This is a genomic window from Natrarchaeobaculum aegyptiacum, from assembly GCF_002156705.1.
Taxonomy (GTDB): Archaea; Halobacteriota; Halobacteria; order Halobacteriales; family Natrialbaceae; genus Natrarchaeobaculum; species Natrarchaeobaculum aegyptiacum.
In genome coordinates this window covers 2,797,641-2,812,449 of sequence record NZ_CP019893.1, presented here as the reverse complement: position 1 = coordinate 2,812,449, position 14,809 = coordinate 2,797,641, and the positions used below count along the sequence as shown (strand labels likewise).

Below are 14,809 nucleotides of genomic sequence, written 5' to 3'. Positions count from 1 at the left end.
GAACCACCTGAATCTCTCCTCGTTCGTTCAAGAGAAATTGGACGAACTTATCGAAGAACGAGAGTCATAGATGCAGTACAACTACAGGTATCGACTCGACCCACCGGAAGTCCTCACCGAGACGCTTCTGCACCATGTCGATACCTGTAGGCAACTCTCCAACCACGTCCTCTACAAACTCAACGACGCAGACGACATTCCCACCCGCTACGAGGTGCAGGGGCAGCTCCCCGACCTCAAATCGTGGTGGGACGACCTCGGGGACGTTCACTCGAAAGTTCTCCAGATGGTCGTCAAGCGCGTCTACGACAACCTCTCCACGCTCAAAGCGCAGAAGGAGAACGGACGCGCCGTGGGGATGCTCAAGTGGAAGCCGCCCCGAGAGTACCGTTCGTTCACCTACAATCAGTCCGGCTTCAAACTCAAGAATACGAGTGGTCGGCCTGTCCTGTGGTTGAGCAAGATCGGTGAAATCCCGATCCACCTCCACCGAGACATCCCCGAGAGTGCGACCATCAAACAGGTCACGGTCAAGCAGGAACCCACGGGCGAGTGGTACGCCACGTTCGGCATCGACGTTGGGGAAAACACACCTGAAAAACCAGAGACGCCCGAGAAGGTGGTTGGTATCGACGTGGGGATTCTCAAGTACGCCCACGACACCGATGGGTACGCCATCGAGAGTCCTGACTTCAGCGCCGAGCGCGAACGCCTCGAACGCGCCCAGCGCGATCTCTCACGGAAGGAACACGGCTCTGCGAATTGGGAGGAACAGTGCCGAGTTGTGGCCGAGCGACACGCCGATCTCAAGCGAAAGCGGCGCGACTTCCTTCACAAGTTGTCGAACTACTACGCCACCGAGTACGACTTGGTGGCCGTTGAGGATTTGGACGCGAAGGGGCTGGTCGAACTCCCCGGTAACTCACGGAACCGAGCAGGCGCGGCGTGGGGGACGTTCCTCCGGATGCTCGAATACAAGTGCGGGCACGAAGGAACGCACTTCGTCGCGGTTGATCCGAAAGATACGACGAAGGAGTGTGCGTCCTGCGGTGTCAAGACGGACAAACCGCTGTGGGTTCGTGAACACTCGTGTCCTTCGTGCGCGTTCGAGGCGGACAGGGACGCGAATGCGGTCGTCAGACTACGTCTGACGGGCAGCAAAATCGCGTGCGATTTTGCGACGGCGTGGAACATCCTTTCTCGCGGTCTCGAAGAAGTAGGAGTGGGTCACTCCGAAGCAACGTCCTCAGAACCTGTCGGTTCTGATGGGCTACGAAAATCGCGCAGCGATTTTCGAACGCCTGTGGAGACTGCGCTCCCTGTGGATACGTCCGTATCTGCAAAGCGCGTTCGTGAGATTACATCTCACGGGCTGTCAGACGTAGTCTGACAACGTCGTGGAAACAGGAAGCCCCATCTGTTCACGGGCGCGAAGCGCCCGTTCGCATGGTCCGTGAGACCTCCGGTCTCACGCTACCCTCAAGGAGCGAACCGCGTCAGCGGTGAGCGAATGGGGTAGTTCACCGACAGTCTCATATATCGAAAGGCAAAGACGTGTACCGTGAATGAGTTCCATCGACGCACTCGTCGTCGCTGATGGACGGGCCCGCGGGGCTGTCACCGACGCGCTCGAGGAACCAGCGACGGCCGGTTCGTTCGTCGTCTCGACGGCCGATACTGCTGGGCGTGCACTCGAGATCCTCGAGACGGCGTCGTACGACTGTGTCGTCTGTTCCCGCGAGGGCGTCGACGCTGTCGATGGATTCCTCGAGGGGGTCGAGGAACGAACGCGCTCCGTTCCGGTGGTGATCGTCGCCGAGTCCTTCGACGAACCGACGCTCGAGATGGCGTTCGGCGCGGGGGCGACCGACTGCCTCCGGCTTTCGGACCTCGAGCCCGGTGACCGACTCGCTCACCGACTCGAGCGAGCGGTCACGGCTTCAGGAACCCGTCGCCGGGTGCGGGCTCTCGAGCGGTCCCAGCGAGCACTCGAGCACGCGGCCGACGCGGTCGTCGTGACCGACCGGGAGGGAACTATCGAGTACGTGAATCCGGCGTTCGAGGAGTTGACGGGCTATTCGGCTGCCGAGGCGATCGGTCGAACGCCGCGGATCCTCAAGTCGGGCGAACAGGGTCGGGCGTACTACGAGCGAATGTGGAACGCGATCCTCGAGGGGGAGATGTGGGAAGAAGAGATCGTCAACGCCCGCCGTGACGGGACGCTGTACCACGCACACCAGCTCGTCGCGCCGATCGTCGACAGCGAGGCTGGCGGTAGCAGCGACGACGGCGAGATCGAGGGGTTCGTCGCCATCCAGCGAGACGTTACCGACCGCCGACGGGTCGAAGACCAGCTCGAGCGTTCGGCGGACACGCTCTCTGCGCTACACGAGTCGATGAGCGACGCGACCCGGTCCACCCGCGAAAAGCTCGAGCGACTGCTCGAGATCGGGACCGAGCACCTCGAGTTTCCCGTCGGATACGTGACCGAAATCGACGAGGAGGCGGGTACACAGGAGATCGTCGCCGCGACGGGCGATCCGTCGCTCGAAGAGGGACAGGTCGACCCGCTCGAGGAGACGTTCTGCCGGCGGACGATCGAACGAGACGAGCCGATCGTCGTCGACGACACCGAGACCGACGAGACGTGGGCCGGAGACCCGGCAACCAATCGGTTCGGCTATCGCTGTTACATCGGCGCACGAATCGTCGTCGGCGGAACGGTCACCGGCACGGTCTGTTTCGCGGGCCCGGAGTCGCGGGACGAACTGGTGCTCGAGGCCCAGCGATCGACCGTTCAGGCCCTCGCTCGCTGGATCGGTCACGAACTCGACCGTCGGCGGTACGAGCGGCGGCTGGAGCGCTACGAGGAGATCGTCGACAACGTCCCGGTCGGCGTGTTCCGAATCACCGCCGAGAGCGGTCGGTTCCGGGAGGTCAACCCCGCAGTGGTCGAGATGTTCGACGCCGATTCGACCGCGACGATCTGCGAGCGCGAACTCGGGGAGCTGTGTCGCGATCCCGGGCGCTGGGAGGCGATCGTCGAGGACCTGGCCGCGCAGGGACGAGTCGAGAACGCGATCGTCGAACTCGAGACGCTGGCGGGTGACGCTTTCTTCGGTTCGGTCACGGCGATCCAGCGCGTCGACGACGAAGACGACCTCTACGTCGACGGAATCGTCCAGGACGTTACCGAACGCGAGCAGGCGAAAGCAGAGCTTGCAGCGACCACCGAACGGCTCCGCTTTCTCTTCGACCGGTCGCCGGACGCGGTCGTGGTCCACGACCGCGAGGGGAACGTCCTCGAGACGAACCGGACGCTCCGGGAGAGTCTCGGCTACGATCGGGAGACTCTCGAGTCGATGACCGTCGAGGAGTTCGAGGTCGGAATCGACCCCGACGACCTCGAATCGCTCTGGACCGACGCGCCGCTCGATTCGGTCCTCAAACTCGACGGGAAACACCGTCGGGCAGACGGGTCGACGTTCCCCGTCGAGGTGTGGGTAAGCAAGATCGAGTACGAGGGCACGGCGCAGTTCATCGCGCTCGCCCGGGACGTCACCGAGCGTCGGCAGCGAGAGCGCGAGCTCGAGCGGCGGAAGGCCTTCGTCGAGAACGTGACCGACGCGATCACCGTCCTCGACGGTGAGATCGTCGAGTACGCCAGCCCGGGGACCCAGCGAGTGCTCGGGTGCGAGGTCGACGACCTCGTCGGCGCATCGCTCTTCGAGCACGTCCATCCGGAGGACGTCAGCCAGGTCGAATCGACGCTCGAGGGAATCCTCGACGAGCCCGACGCCACCGACACCGTCGAATACCGGTTCCGGTGTCGGAACTGTGAGTCCGACTGGCGCTGGGTCGAGTCGAACGTCAGAAACTGCCGCGAGGACGACGCGGTCGCGGGAATCCTCGTCACGACTCGAGACGTGACCGAGCGAAAAGACCGCGAGCGGGAACTCGACCGCGCGCGGACGCAACTCCGGCAGGTGATCGACCTCGTGCCCGAGATGATCTACGCGAAGCGACGCAGCGGCGAGTACGTCCTCGCGAACCAGACGGTCAGCGAACTCTACGGGCAGCCGCGTGACCAGGTCGAGGGCAAGACCGACGAGGAACTCCTGCCTTCCCCCGCGGAGGCAGCGCAGTTCCGGGCGGACGACCGACGGGTGATCGACTCCGGGGAACGGATCCACGTCGAAGAGGAGTTCACCGACGTCGAGGGCGTCACACACGTTCTCGAGACGACGAAGATCCCCTTCGAGATCGCCGGGACGACCGAAAAGGCCGTCCTCGGGTACTCACGAAACGTGACCGACGTGAAACGCCAGCGTGACACCCTCGAGTTGCTCAACCAGGTGGTCCGTCACGACGTTCGCAACGACATGCAGGTCGCCCGCGGTCGCGCCGAGATGCTCGAGGGCCACGTCGACGAGTCCGCCGAACCCCATCTCGAGGAGGCGGTGAGCGCGATCGACGAAGCTATCGAATTGACGAAGACCGCCCGGGAACTGACGGAGACGCTCCTCGAGGGAACCGACGAGACCGACGCGGTCCCGCTGGCTCCCGTCCTCGAATCGTCGGTCGACTCCCTGCGTTCGAAGTACCCCGAGGCGTCGATCAGCCTCGAAGCGGTCCCCGACGTCGTCGTGGCGGCCGATGGGATGCTCGAGTCGGTATTCGACAACGTGCTGGTCAACGCCGTCGAGCACAACGACAGCGCGGAACCGGAAGTTGAGGTCTCCGTGTCGACGACCGGGTCGTTCGGTGACGACGAGGGGGGATCCGATCGGGAATCGGGGTCGACGGTGACGGTCACCATCGCCGACAACGGACCGGGGATTCCCGACAGTCGGAAGGAAGCCATCTTCGGAAAAGAGGAAAAGGGACTCGCGAGCCCCGGGACCGGAATCGGACTCTATCTGGTCGACACGATCGTCTCCCAGTACGACGGGACGGTGTCCGTCCACGACAACGAACCGGCGGGAAGCGTCTTCCAGATCGAACTTCGACAGGTCACGCCCTCGGCCGAGTGAGCCACTGCACGCTGCCGCCGACGCGAGCACACGAGTGAGCCACTGCACGCGGCCCACGGCGAGGTCGGCCGGCCGAACTGGTTTTAGCCTGCCAACCGTCGTGCTAGATACGATGGAACCATCAGACTCGACACCCGAGGAAAGCGGCGCGTCACGTGGGACTCCGGACGGGAGCGTTGAACCCGAAACCGCCCTCGAGACGGCCCGCCGCCAACTCGACCGGGCGGCCGCGTTGCTCGACGTCGAACCGCGATTTCGCGACCGCCTCGCACACCCGGCGACGGTGACGGAGGTGACCGTTCCGCTCGAGCGTGACGACGGCTCGGTGGACGTTTTCACGGGGTATCGCGCCCAGCACGACAGCGTCCGTGGCCCGTACAAGGGTGGACTCCGGTTTCACCCCGGGGTCGACCGGGACGAGTGCGTCGGTCTCGCGATGTGGATGACCTGGAAGTGTGCCGTGATGGACCTCCCCTTCGGCGGCGCGAAAGGAGGGATCGTCGTCGACCCGAAGGACCTGAGTGAAGACGAGAGAGAACGACTTACACGCCGGTTCACACAGGAGATCAGGGAGGTAATTGGCCCGACGAAGGACATTCCTGCCCCGGACATGGGCACCGACTCGCAGGCGATGGCCTGGATCATGGACGCCTACAGCATGCAGGAAGGCGAGACCATCCCGGGTGTCGTCACCGGCAAACCGCCGGTCGTCGGCGGCTCCTACGGCCGCGAGGGCGCACCAGGACGGAGCGTCGCCATCGTGACCCGCGAAACCTGCCAGTACTACGACCGGCCACTCGAAGACACGACAGTCGCGGTCCAGGGCTTCGGGAGCGTCGGGGCCAACGCCGCCCGACGACTCGACGAGTGGGGTGCGACGGTCGTGGCCACGAGCGACGTCAACGGTGGTGTCTACGACCCGGACGGCCTCCCGGTCGACGACATTCCGGCCCACGACGAAGAACCGGAGGCCGTCACCGCCTTCGCCGAGGAGCACCCGGAGCTAAACCGCATCTCGAACGACGAGTTGCTGGAACTCGACGTGGACGTTCTCGTTCCGGCGGCCGTCGGGAACGTCATCACGGCGGACAACGCCGACGCGATCAGGGCCGACCTCGTCGTCGAGGGTGCGAACGGTCCGGTCACGTTCGCCGCCGACGCAATCCTCGAAGAGCGCGGCATCGAGGTCCTGCCGGACATCCTCGCCAACGCCGGTGGCGTCACCGTCAGTTACTTCGAGTGGCTTCAGGACATCAGTCGCCGCAAGTGGAGCCTGGAGCGCGTTCACGAGGAACTCGAGACCGAGATGGTGACGGCCTGGAACGCGCTTCGGGAGGAAGTCGAGGATCGAGACGTGACCTGGCGTGACGGCGCGTACGCGGTCGCACTCTCCCGCATCGCCGAGGCCCACGACTCGCGGGGGCTGTGGCCCTGACGCGAGGGATGGGGGACGCGACGGAACGAGTCCGACGGCGACGGTCAAAAGAAACTGAGCAGGTCGAGTACCCGGTCGACGTACCGGTCGTACGGACCCTCGTGCTCGGCTGTCGTCTCGGACTCGTCGTCGGCCGACGATGAGTCACTCGCGGACATACACGAGTGCTCGAGAGCGCGGGGGAAACGTGTTGTGCTCGAGCGACGGTACGGTCGTCCAGTGGGTGCGAGCGACTGCGAGTCGATGCGTGAGTGGAGCCACGCGACCAGCGAAACCCACAACCGACAAATCCCCGCCGTTCGTCTCGAGCGGTATGCACGTCTCTATCGTCGGGAGCGGCTACGTCGGGACGACGATCGCGGCCTGTCTCGCGGATCTCGGCCACGAAGTGGTCAACGTCGAGATCGATCCCGAGATCGTCGACACGGTAAACGCCGGCGAGGCACCCATCCACGAACCCGGCCTCCCCGAGCGGATTGCCGACCACGCCGGTGGCCGGCTCCGGGCGACGACCGACTACGACGCCGTCTGCGACACCGACCTCACGTTCCTCTGTCTCCCTACCCCCAGCGCCGAGGACGGCAGCCTCGAGCTGGACGCCATGCGCGCCGGGACGCAGTCACTCGGCGAAGCCCTTGCCGAAAGAGACGACGACCACCTCGTCGTCGTCAAGAGCACCGTCCTCCCCGGAACGACGGAGGAGGTCGTCGGCCCGATCCTCGAGTCCGCGTCCGGTCGTGCAGTTGGGGAGGGCCTCGAGCTGGCGATGAATCCCGAGTTCCTGCGGATGGGGACTGCCGTCTCGGACTTCCTCGAGCCGGACAAGGTCGTGATCGGGGCGACGAGCGACGAGGCTGCTGGGACGCTCCGTGACCTCTACGGCCCCATCCTCGAACGCGAGGAAACCGCCCTCGTCGAGACCGACGTTCGCGAGGCCGAACTCATCAAGTACGCCAACAACGCCTTCCTCGCGGCGAAGGTGTCGCTGGTGAACGAACTCGGCAACGTCGCCAGGGAGTACGGCGCGGACGCCTACGAGGTGCTCGAGGCCGTCGGGCTCGACGACCGGATCTCCGAACAGTTCATGCGCTCGGGACTCGGCTGGGGTGGCTCCTGTTTCCCCAAAGACGTCGACGCGCTCCGGGCGGGTGCCCGCAAGCAGGGCTACGACCCCGAACTGCTCGACGCCGTCGTGTCTGTCAACGACGACCAGCCGCGTCGGCTCGTCGATCTGCTCGCCGACCACGTCGCCCTCGAGGGTGCCCGGGTTGCCGTCCTCGGCCTCTCGTTCAAACCGGGTACCGACGACATCCGGAAGTCCCGAGCGCTCGACGTGATCGACCACCTGCTCGACGGCGGCGCGACGCCGGTCGCTTACGATCCCGTGGCGATCGACAACGTCCGGGAGACGTACCCGGATCTCGAGATCGAGTACGCCGACTCGGCTAAAGACGCTCTCGCAGACGCCGACGGAGCCGTCGTCGCGACCGGCTGGTCCGAGTTCGACGACCTCTCGTTCGAGGGGATGGCTCGGCAGGTCGTCGTCGACGGCCGCCGGATCGACGTCGATCCCGACGCACTCGAGGTCTACGAGGGGCTAACCTGGTGACTGGGCGCGGGTGCGGAAACAGTCACGTGTACAGGAACAGGGACGGAACCGCAAGACCGGCTAACCAGTAGCCTTTTGCGCTCGTAGCCGGGTATTCTTTCTCGATGGAGAACGACGCGGTCCGCGCGGATCGACGATGCGACGACGGCAGGGTCGTCGCGATGACCGACGAGACGCGCGATATTTCGGCCGAGGACGTCTGTATCCTCATCCCGACGCTCGAGGAGGCGGCCACGATCGGGGACGTGATCGACGGCTTTCACGACGAGGGATACACGAACGTCCTCGTCGTCGACGGCGGTTCCGAGGACGACACCAGAGAGATTGCCCGCGACCGTGGGGCCGAAGTGTTCGTCCAGTCCGGCGACGGGAAGGGACAGGCCGTCAGAGAGGCGATGCGGTACGTCGACGTCCCGTACGTGTTGATGCTCGACGGCGACGGGACCTACGACCCCGAAGATGCCGAGACGATGCTCGAGCCGCTGGCCCACGGCTACGAACACGTCATCGGCAACCGCTTTGCCGACATGGACGACGACGCGATGAAGGCGCTGAACGGCTTTGGCAACCGAATGATCAACCGGGCGTTCCGGTTCATCCACGGCGCCGATTACGACGACATTCTCTCTGGCTACCGGGCCTTTACCGTCGAGTCGTTCGAGCGACTCGCACTCGACTCAGATGGCTTCACGATCGAGACCGAACTCGCCGTCGAGTGCGTCAAACACGGCGTCGACACGACGGTCGTCCCGGTCAGTTACAGCGCTCGCCCGGAGGAATCAGAGACCAACCTCCACCCGATCAAAGACGGCGGCACGATCATCCTCGCGCTCTACTCGCTCGCCAAGACCAACAACCCGCTGTTTTACTTCGGGAGCCTCGGCGTCGCTGGCATCCTCGCCGGTGGAGTGATCGCGAGTTACGTGCTGTGGCGGTGGATCCAGTACGGTGCTGGCCACGAGATCCTCGCGCTCGTCTCCGCGGCGGCGATCCTGCTCGGGGTCCAGTTGTTGATGTTCGGCGTCCTCTCGGACATGCTCGTCACCCTCCACCGGGAACAGCGTCGGCGGCTCGAGCAGATTACCCGGGAGGCACGGCAGGGCAACGACGACGACTGATCGGAAAAGAACCCGTATAGCCGCTAGAACGGAAGCATCGATCGAACCTGCTGAAAGACGCCACCGGAGTGCTCCTGACGGTAGGTCTCGAACGGTTCGTGAAGTTCGTTGAGCAGTTCCTGCCGGGAGCGAAACTCGCGGGCGTCGACTTCGTCGAGCATTTCGCCTAACGCCACGTCGTTGCCGTGGACGTCGTAGGGGATGCGTTCGTGGCCGAGCTCCGCCGCGACGTCGTCTCTCGTCGCCGGAAACGAGAGATCCGAGTCCCGGAGGCGGGCGTCGACGGCTGCGATGCCGAACTCGACGCTCTTCGGTTCGTCGTCGTCTCCGTTCGAGGGTGGCCGAACTCCCATGGCACCCGATTCTGGCTCATCCGGCAAAATCGCTACGAAGGCCGTCGGCCCCGCGTCGGTACGCATTAGGCGCTGGCGACGGACCATCCGGTATGACCGAGTACACGACGGTCTCCATCCCGAAGGAACTCGCCGAGCGCGTCGACGAGACCATCGAAGGGACGAGCTTCCAGAGTACGAGCGACCTGGTACGCTTTCTCCTGCGCAGCATCGTCATCCAGCACCAGAAACGCGGCGAACTCACCGAAGCCGAGTTCGAGGAGATCACAGACCAGTTGCGCAGTCTCGGCTACCTCGAGTGATCGAGCGACTGTGACGGGCGTCGAACGGGACCGAGCTCGAACGCCGGCACTCGTCGCCCCAGCCGTTTTCAACCGCGAGTTCCGAGCGGCGACCGGAGGTCGATCCGCGTGCCACACGTCCCGAACTTCCCGACTCGAGACGACGAGGAACAGGACGAGCGACCGAGCCGCGGGATCGTCGACCGGATCATCGACGGCGGCTTCCCGACGCCGTCAGGAAACTGATCGACCTCGCCGTTTTTTCCCCGCCGTCGCTCCTCGAGTGTTCCCGGTCTCCGGCGCACTCATCAGCCATCGTCACCCGACGGCGACAGCTCCGGCGGTGCCGCGTCGACGATCTCGAGCTCGCGTCGCGAGCCGAACCGATCGAACGCCGCGAACGACGCCCCGTCGGAAGTCCACGGCGGGACCGCGACGAAGATCACCTGGGAGAGGTCGTCCCGTTTCGTCACCTGAAGCTCGCCCGTCGGATGAGAGACGAAGCGGCCCTCTGCCGACCGCGCCGGCGTCGCCAGGTCGACGCCGAAAACCGCGTTGACAGAGTTCCGGTCGGTCGGGAAGTAAAAGTCCGTAAAGACCGGCGTCTCCGGCGGGAGGTCCCACGCCCCCTCGAGGTACCGCGCGGGTGAGACCGACACGCCGGTCGTCACCTGGTTCGGTTCGGCGTCGCTCGCGAGATTACAGAGTACCTCGACGAGCGCCCGCGTGATGTAGACCACGTGGACTTGTAGGGGCTCACGGGAGTTAGCTGTATCACTTGCGAGTATCCCCCTCGAGGAGGGGCAAGATCGGCGTCGAATCGGCAATTCGGGCGGGTCAAAACGGGAGGAAGGCTCGAGCCGCCTGCGCGTACACCCGTGGTGCGCGTCGACGAGCCCCCGAGAGTGCGTCCTGCAGGGCCGCGGTCGCGTCCTCGGTGACGCCCTCGCCGTGCCCGACGAGCACGCGTCTGGGGGCGAATCGACCGAGTCGGCGCCGCGGCGGAACGGCCCGTCGCATCGGGTGGACACCGAGTTCCTCGTCGTCAGCACGAAAGTACGCGGCCGTCCCGACGGACTCCGGGACGACCAGCGTCCCGTCTCGACTGTCGTAGAGCGCCACCTCCTGCCAGAACCGGTTGTCGACCACGGTGTGGGCCTGAATTCCAGTCTCGGCGAGTTCGTCTTCGAATCGGACGACGCGAGCGCCGAGGTCACTCGTCACGCCGGTAAAGTGCCGGGGGAGGGAGACCGCCACGTCGTGACGGTTCGCGATCGCGGCTGCATCTCGCGTGTGTCGGTCGAGGAGGACGACGACGCCAGCGACCTCGCCGAACTCGGCAAAGAGGTCGTCGAGACCGTCGGCGTCGACGGGATCGATCACCCATACGTCGCCATCGACGACGATGGCGTGGCTCGCCCGCTCCATGCGCTCGCCGGGATGGGCGATCCAGCCGACGCCGTGATCGTACCGGTCGATCTCCTCGAAATCGGTCGCACGCTCGTCGACGCGAAGGGTCATAGCGGTAGTACCTCCGTGAGCCGCATAAACGTCCCTCCCACGTATGCTGGCTATCACGCGTGGACCTCGATCCCGAGTCCGCCGTTCGAGTTCCAGCGACGGTTCTTTGGCCCCGTCGGGTGTACGCAAGGGTATGCTCAGCCGCCTCGCCTGGCTCGCACTCGAGGTCAAGTACCTCGACCGTGCCCGCTCGTTCTACGAGGAGACGCTCGAACTGTCGCCGATCGCGGATCGAGACGCCGAACTCGTCTTCGGGGCCGGCGAGACCGACCTCGTCCTGCGTCGACCGACTGACGTACCGCGCGGCGGGCTCCACACCCACTACGCCTTCTCGATCCCCGGGGCCGAATACGACGAGTGGTGGGACCGACTCGAGGATCAGGGCTACGAGCTCGAGGAGGCCCAGTTCGGGCCCGCGAGGTCGCTGTACCTCTACGACCCGGACGGAAACTGCGTCGAACTCGGCCAGCAGGACGTCGCGGGACCGGGAATCGACGGAATCTTCGAGGTCGTCCTCGAGGTCGAGGACCTCGACCGGTCGGAGGCGTTTTACGCGGCACTCGGGTTCGAGACGGTCGACGCCGGCGACGACCGCACGCGAGTCCGGATGAACGGGCCGATGGCGCTGGAACTCTGGGAACCCCACCTCGGTATCGCGGACGCTCGCGGCGGCGTTCACGTCGACCTCGGGTTCGAGACCAGCGAACCGACCGCAGCCCTCGAGGCGGTGAGCGACGACGTCAGCCAGGTTGATCGGGTCGACGACGAACAGGTCGTCGTCAGAGATCCGGACGGGCACGTCCTGACGTTCAGGATTTGAATCGATCGGTAGCGACTCGCTCTCGCCGTCGCTCGAGACGCCTGCCTCTCGCAAGCCAGCGACTTTTCGACGACACCGCTGTCCGACCAGGTGGATCGCCCATGCCTATCGACACCACCGAAGACCTCTTCGTATCCGGCCTGAGCCACGCCTATTACACCGAACAGCGGCTCCTCGACGCCCTCGAAGAGCTCGAGCAAACGTCCTCGAGCGAGGAGCTTACGAGCGGGTTCGCCGAACACCGCGAAGAGACCCAGACGCACGTCGACCGCATCGAGCAGGTGTTCGAACATCTCGACGCCGAGGCCGAGGCCACAGAGGACCCCGTTATCGAGGGAATGATCGAGGCCCACGAGGAGTTCATGGATCAGGACCCCAGCGACGAGGCGATCGAGCGGTTCAACATCGCCGCAGGACAGAAAGCAGAACACTACGAGATTGCCACTTACGGGAACCTGATCCCGATGGCCGACCAGCTAGGGATGGACGACGCCGCAGACACCCTCGAGGAGACGCTTCGTGAGGAGCAAGACGAACTCGAGACCCTCTCTGAGAGGGGTGAGGCGTTCGACTACGGCGAACTCGAGGCCTCGAGCTGAGGAGGTGACCTGCCCGCACTCGCGTTTTCGGCCGGAGTCGGGACTACAATCGATCGGTGTTCACGTCGACGCCCGGCGGCGTGACGACGAGAAAACCGCGGAAGTGTACGAGATTGCCGCCGGCTTCTCTGACGTCACGAGCGAACCCGGAGGCCAGTTCGTTCACCTCGCCTTCGACGCAAAGGACGAGGACGTTCCCGTTCGAGAGGGTCTCGAGCCACTCGTCGTCGGCCGTCGTGCCGTCGAGGACGTCGAGAACGATGCTCCCCTCGATCTCGAGGTCTTCCTCGATGTGTTCCTCGGCCGTCCGCAGGTCGAGGTCGAAATCGCTCATGTGGCCCCCGTCGAAGCGGGGCGGCAAAAACGTTCCCTTCGTCGAACTCGGTCCGTCGATTCGCAGTACCTGTGGTGGACAGACGACATCGTCTCCGCCCTGAACGATCACCGCGCCCGGACGAACCGGCGGTCGATCGTTGGAAAGCGATGGTCGCTCACTCGAGGTCCGGAGAGCAGGTGACACAGAGGGGACTGTTCCGGACACACCGTAAGCGTCAATAATATATCACATATTGAATAAATTTGGGGGGAGAATCAACTTCCCGAACACAGACAGGTATCCATGCACCTCGACGAGACCGATCAACACCTCCTCTTCGTCCTCCAGAAGGAAATGCCGGCAGACCTCACACACGAGGACCTTGCCGACCGGATCGGCGTCTCCTCGAGCACCGTGAGCAACCGGTTACAGCGGCTCCGGGACGACGGCATACTCGAGGACTACCAGCCACAGATCGACTACGAGCGCGCGGGCGTTCCCCACCACGTGCTGCTCGTCTGTACCGCACCGATCGCAGACCGACAGGCACTCGCCGAGAAAGCCATCGAAGTCGACGGCGTCGTGACCGTCCGCGAACTGCTGACGGGGACTCAGAACCTCCACGTCGAACTGGTCTGTACGACGGTCAGGGGCCTCGAGACGGCCACCGGTCGACTCGACTCGTTCGGACTCGAGATCGAGCGGTCGCGCATGCTCAGGCGGGAGTTCTCGAGTCCGTGCGAGCACTTCGACAGGAATACCGCCACCGGCTCGGGCGACGACCCGTGACGTGACTCGCCGCCTGACCTGCTGGACGCCAGCCACGTAGAGAGTTATTATCTGGTGTTTCGCAACTGAACGTTCCCGGTCGTTTATGCGTCTTCCCTCGCTACGACCGGTAGATGGACACCATGACACGGTCCTCCCCGACGGACCCCGACGCACCGCCGAAATCGGTCACGGCGACCGTCGTCGAGGCCGTCGCCACCCACAAAAATGTGGATCCAGTCGCCCTCGAGCCACCCCTCCACGACGTGATCGACACCGACGCTCTCGAAACGCTCTTCGCCCCGACCCGGCGCGGCCCCCGGTCCGGATCCGTCACGTTCGTCTACGACGACCTGCAGGTCACCGTCGACGCGGACGGGACGGTCGACGTCGAGGAACTCGAGTGAGACGGGCTGCCGTCGGCCGGTGACGGCCTAACCACGAACCGTCGCACAGTTTGACCGAGACGTCGGTACAGCCGGCCGTTCGAACCGCTTGTGGAACCCCGTCCCGGCTGAGAGCGCTCGAGCGAGCGTTCGTTCGATGTGCCCGCGTCGTCGTTCGCGCCGCCGGCTGGCAAAGCGCCGTCGACTATCGCGGCCGGCGAGCCAGTGAAAAGCACCCGTCACCTGACGCGTGACCGCTTACCCCGGTCGCTGTTCTCACTTCGGACGATGACCGAACTGACGATTCCGACAGATGCCGACCAGCAGCAGGCGTCTCGACTCGTCCGAGAACACGTCGAGGTCGGCGATCTGGTACGAGTGACGGAACTCGAGCGGACTGGTTCCGACGACCCCGAGCTGACGGCCGAGGTCACCGCGGTCGAACCGGGTCACCTCGAACTTGACGGTGAAGGAGCCGACGGGAGGGGGTTTCGATACGACGAAATACACACCCTCACGAGGGTCGAGTCGGAGTCGAAACCGGACTCGGGACCGAACTGAGGGGATCCG

The 14,809-nt window shown here is 64.7% G+C and carries 15 protein-coding genes; 11 read left to right on the top strand and 4 right to left on the bottom strand.

What is annotated here, in order from left to right; translation table 11 throughout:
• The first annotated feature begins 70 nt into the window (after nt 1-70).
• From B1756_RS13725 to aglJ, 5 genes are all read left to right on the top strand, one after another.
• Nucleotides 71-1,390: an RNA-guided endonuclease InsQ/TnpB family protein gene (locus B1756_RS13725; protein WP_086889059.1), complete on the top strand. Its 1,320-nt coding sequence runs from the start codon at nt 71-73 to the stop codon at nt 1,388-1,390.
• Nucleotides 1,391-1,565: 175 nt separating this feature from the next.
• Nucleotides 1,566-5,033: a PAS domain S-box protein gene (locus B1756_RS13720; protein ID WP_086889058.1), complete on the top strand. Its 3,468-nt coding sequence runs from the start codon at nt 1,566-1,568 to the stop codon at nt 5,031-5,033.
• A 112-nt stretch (nt 5,034-5,145) separates the two neighbouring features.
• Nucleotides 5,146-6,468 carry a glutamate dehydrogenase GdhB gene (gene gdhB, locus B1756_RS13715; protein WP_086889057.1) on the top strand — a complete coding sequence of 441 codons (1,323 nt, stop codon included), beginning with the start codon at nt 5,146-5,148 and terminating at the stop codon, nt 6,466-6,468.
• Between the two features lie 313 nt (nt 6,469-6,781).
• Nucleotides 6,782-8,077, top strand: a complete 1,296-nt coding sequence (gene aglM, locus B1756_RS13710) for a UDP-glucose 6-dehydrogenase AglM (protein WP_086889056.1) — start codon at nt 6,782-6,784, stop codon at nt 8,075-8,077.
• Nucleotides 8,078-8,181: 104 nt separating this feature from the next.
• A complete protein-coding gene (aglJ, locus tag B1756_RS13705; RefSeq protein ID WP_086889055.1) occupies nt 8,182-9,195 on the top strand; it encodes an S-layer glycoprotein N-glycosyltransferase AglJ in 1,014 nt (337 codons plus the stop codon).
• Nucleotides 9,196-9,218: 23 nt separating this feature from the next.
• Here aglJ and B1756_RS13700 read toward each other — a convergent pair whose 3' ends face one another.
• Nucleotides 9,219-9,548 (bottom strand): DUF5789 family protein, encoded by a 330-nt coding sequence (locus B1756_RS13700; RefSeq protein ID WP_086889054.1) that lies wholly within the window; start codon nt 9,546-9,548, stop codon nt 9,219-9,221.
• A gap of 92 nt (nt 9,549-9,640) precedes the next feature.
• Between B1756_RS13700 and B1756_RS13695 the strand changes: the two genes are divergently transcribed.
• Complete coding sequence (locus tag B1756_RS13695; protein ID WP_086889053.1) at nt 9,641-9,850, top strand: ribbon-helix-helix domain-containing protein; 210 nt, start codon at nt 9,641-9,643, stop codon at nt 9,848-9,850.
• A 287-nt stretch (nt 9,851-10,137) separates the two neighbouring features.
• On the opposite strand, the gene B1756_RS13690 is transcribed toward B1756_RS13695, so the two are convergent.
• Together B1756_RS13690 and B1756_RS13685 are read right to left on the bottom strand one after the other, a co-directional pair.
• Nucleotides 10,138-10,569: a JAB/MPN domain protein-containing protein gene (locus B1756_RS13690; RefSeq protein WP_086889052.1), complete on the bottom strand. Its 432-nt coding sequence runs from the start codon at nt 10,567-10,569 to the stop codon at nt 10,138-10,140.
• Between the two features lie 97 nt (nt 10,570-10,666).
• Entirely contained in the window at nt 10,667-11,350 is a 684-nt protein-coding gene (locus B1756_RS13685) for a hypothetical protein (RefSeq protein ID WP_086889051.1), read from the bottom strand.
• Between the two features lie 133 nt (nt 11,351-11,483).
• Between B1756_RS13685 and B1756_RS13680 the strand changes: the two genes are divergently transcribed.
• Nucleotides 11,484-12,170 carry a VOC family protein gene (locus B1756_RS13680; protein WP_086889050.1) on the top strand — a complete coding sequence of 229 codons (687 nt, stop codon included), beginning with the start codon at nt 11,484-11,486 and terminating at the stop codon, nt 12,168-12,170.
• Nucleotides 12,171-12,271: 101 nt separating this feature from the next.
• Nucleotides 12,272-12,769: a YciE/YciF ferroxidase family protein gene (locus B1756_RS13675; protein WP_086889049.1), complete on the top strand. Its 498-nt coding sequence runs from the start codon at nt 12,272-12,274 to the stop codon at nt 12,767-12,769.
• A gap of 43 nt (nt 12,770-12,812) precedes the next feature.
• On the opposite strand, the gene B1756_RS13670 is transcribed toward B1756_RS13675, so the two are convergent.
• Nucleotides 12,813-13,103 (bottom strand): DUF5779 family protein, encoded by a 291-nt coding sequence (locus B1756_RS13670; protein WP_086890195.1) that lies wholly within the window; start codon nt 13,101-13,103, stop codon nt 12,813-12,815.
• Nucleotides 13,104-13,388: 285 nt separating this feature from the next.
• Here B1756_RS13670 and B1756_RS13665 point away from each other — a divergent pair, with 285 nt between their 5' ends.
• From B1756_RS13665 to B1756_RS13655, 3 genes are all read left to right on the top strand, one after another.
• Complete coding sequence (locus tag B1756_RS13665) at nt 13,389-13,874, top strand: Lrp/AsnC family transcriptional regulator (RefSeq protein WP_086889048.1); 486 nt, start codon at nt 13,389-13,391, stop codon at nt 13,872-13,874.
• A 113-nt stretch (nt 13,875-13,987) separates the two neighbouring features.
• On the top strand, nt 13,988-14,260 hold the full coding sequence (locus B1756_RS13660; protein ID WP_228434374.1) for a DdfA family disk-determining factor: 273 nt from the start codon (nt 13,988-13,990) through the stop codon (nt 14,258-14,260).
• 267 nt (nt 14,261-14,527) lie between these two features.
• Nucleotides 14,528-14,800, top strand: a complete 273-nt coding sequence (locus B1756_RS13655) for a hypothetical protein (protein WP_086889047.1) — start codon at nt 14,528-14,530, stop codon at nt 14,798-14,800.
• Nucleotides 14,801-14,809: the final 9 nt, after the last annotated feature.

Coding starts and splice junctions, on each gene's coding strand:
- B1756_RS13695 (WP_086889053.1), top strand. CDS start 9,641: ATGACCGAGTACACGACGGTCTCCATCCCGAAGGAACTCGCCGAGCGC.
- B1756_RS13680 (WP_086889050.1), top strand. CDS start 11,484: ATGCTCAGCCGCCTCGCCTGGCTCGCACTCGAGGTCAAGTACCTCGAC.
- B1756_RS13725 (WP_086889059.1), top strand. CDS start 71: ATGCAGTACAACTACAGGTATCGACTCGACCCACCGGAAGTCCTCACC.
- B1756_RS13720 (WP_086889058.1), top strand. CDS start 1,566: ATGAGTTCCATCGACGCACTCGTCGTCGCTGATGGACGGGCCCGCGGG.
- gdhB (WP_086889057.1), top strand. CDS start 5,146: ATGGAACCATCAGACTCGACACCCGAGGAAAGCGGCGCGTCACGTGGG.
- B1756_RS13685 (WP_086889051.1), bottom strand. CDS start 11,350: ATGACCCTTCGCGTCGACGAGCGTGCGACCGATTTCGAGGAGATCGAC.
- B1756_RS13655 (WP_086889047.1), top strand. CDS start 14,528: ATGACCGAACTGACGATTCCGACAGATGCCGACCAGCAGCAGGCGTCT.
- B1756_RS13675 (WP_086889049.1), top strand. CDS start 12,272: ATGCCTATCGACACCACCGAAGACCTCTTCGTATCCGGCCTGAGCCAC.
- aglJ (WP_086889055.1), top strand. CDS start 8,182: ATGGAGAACGACGCGGTCCGCGCGGATCGACGATGCGACGACGGCAGG.
- B1756_RS13700 (WP_086889054.1), bottom strand. CDS start 9,548: ATGGGAGTTCGGCCACCCTCGAACGGAGACGACGACGAACCGAAGAGC.
- aglM (WP_086889056.1), top strand. CDS start 6,782: ATGCACGTCTCTATCGTCGGGAGCGGCTACGTCGGGACGACGATCGCG.
- B1756_RS13670 (WP_086890195.1), bottom strand. CDS start 13,103: ATGAGCGATTTCGACCTCGACCTGCGGACGGCCGAGGAACACATCGAG.
- B1756_RS13665 (WP_086889048.1), top strand. CDS start 13,389: ATGCACCTCGACGAGACCGATCAACACCTCCTCTTCGTCCTCCAGAAG.
- B1756_RS13660 (WP_228434374.1), top strand. CDS start 13,988: ATGGACACCATGACACGGTCCTCCCCGACGGACCCCGACGCACCGCCG.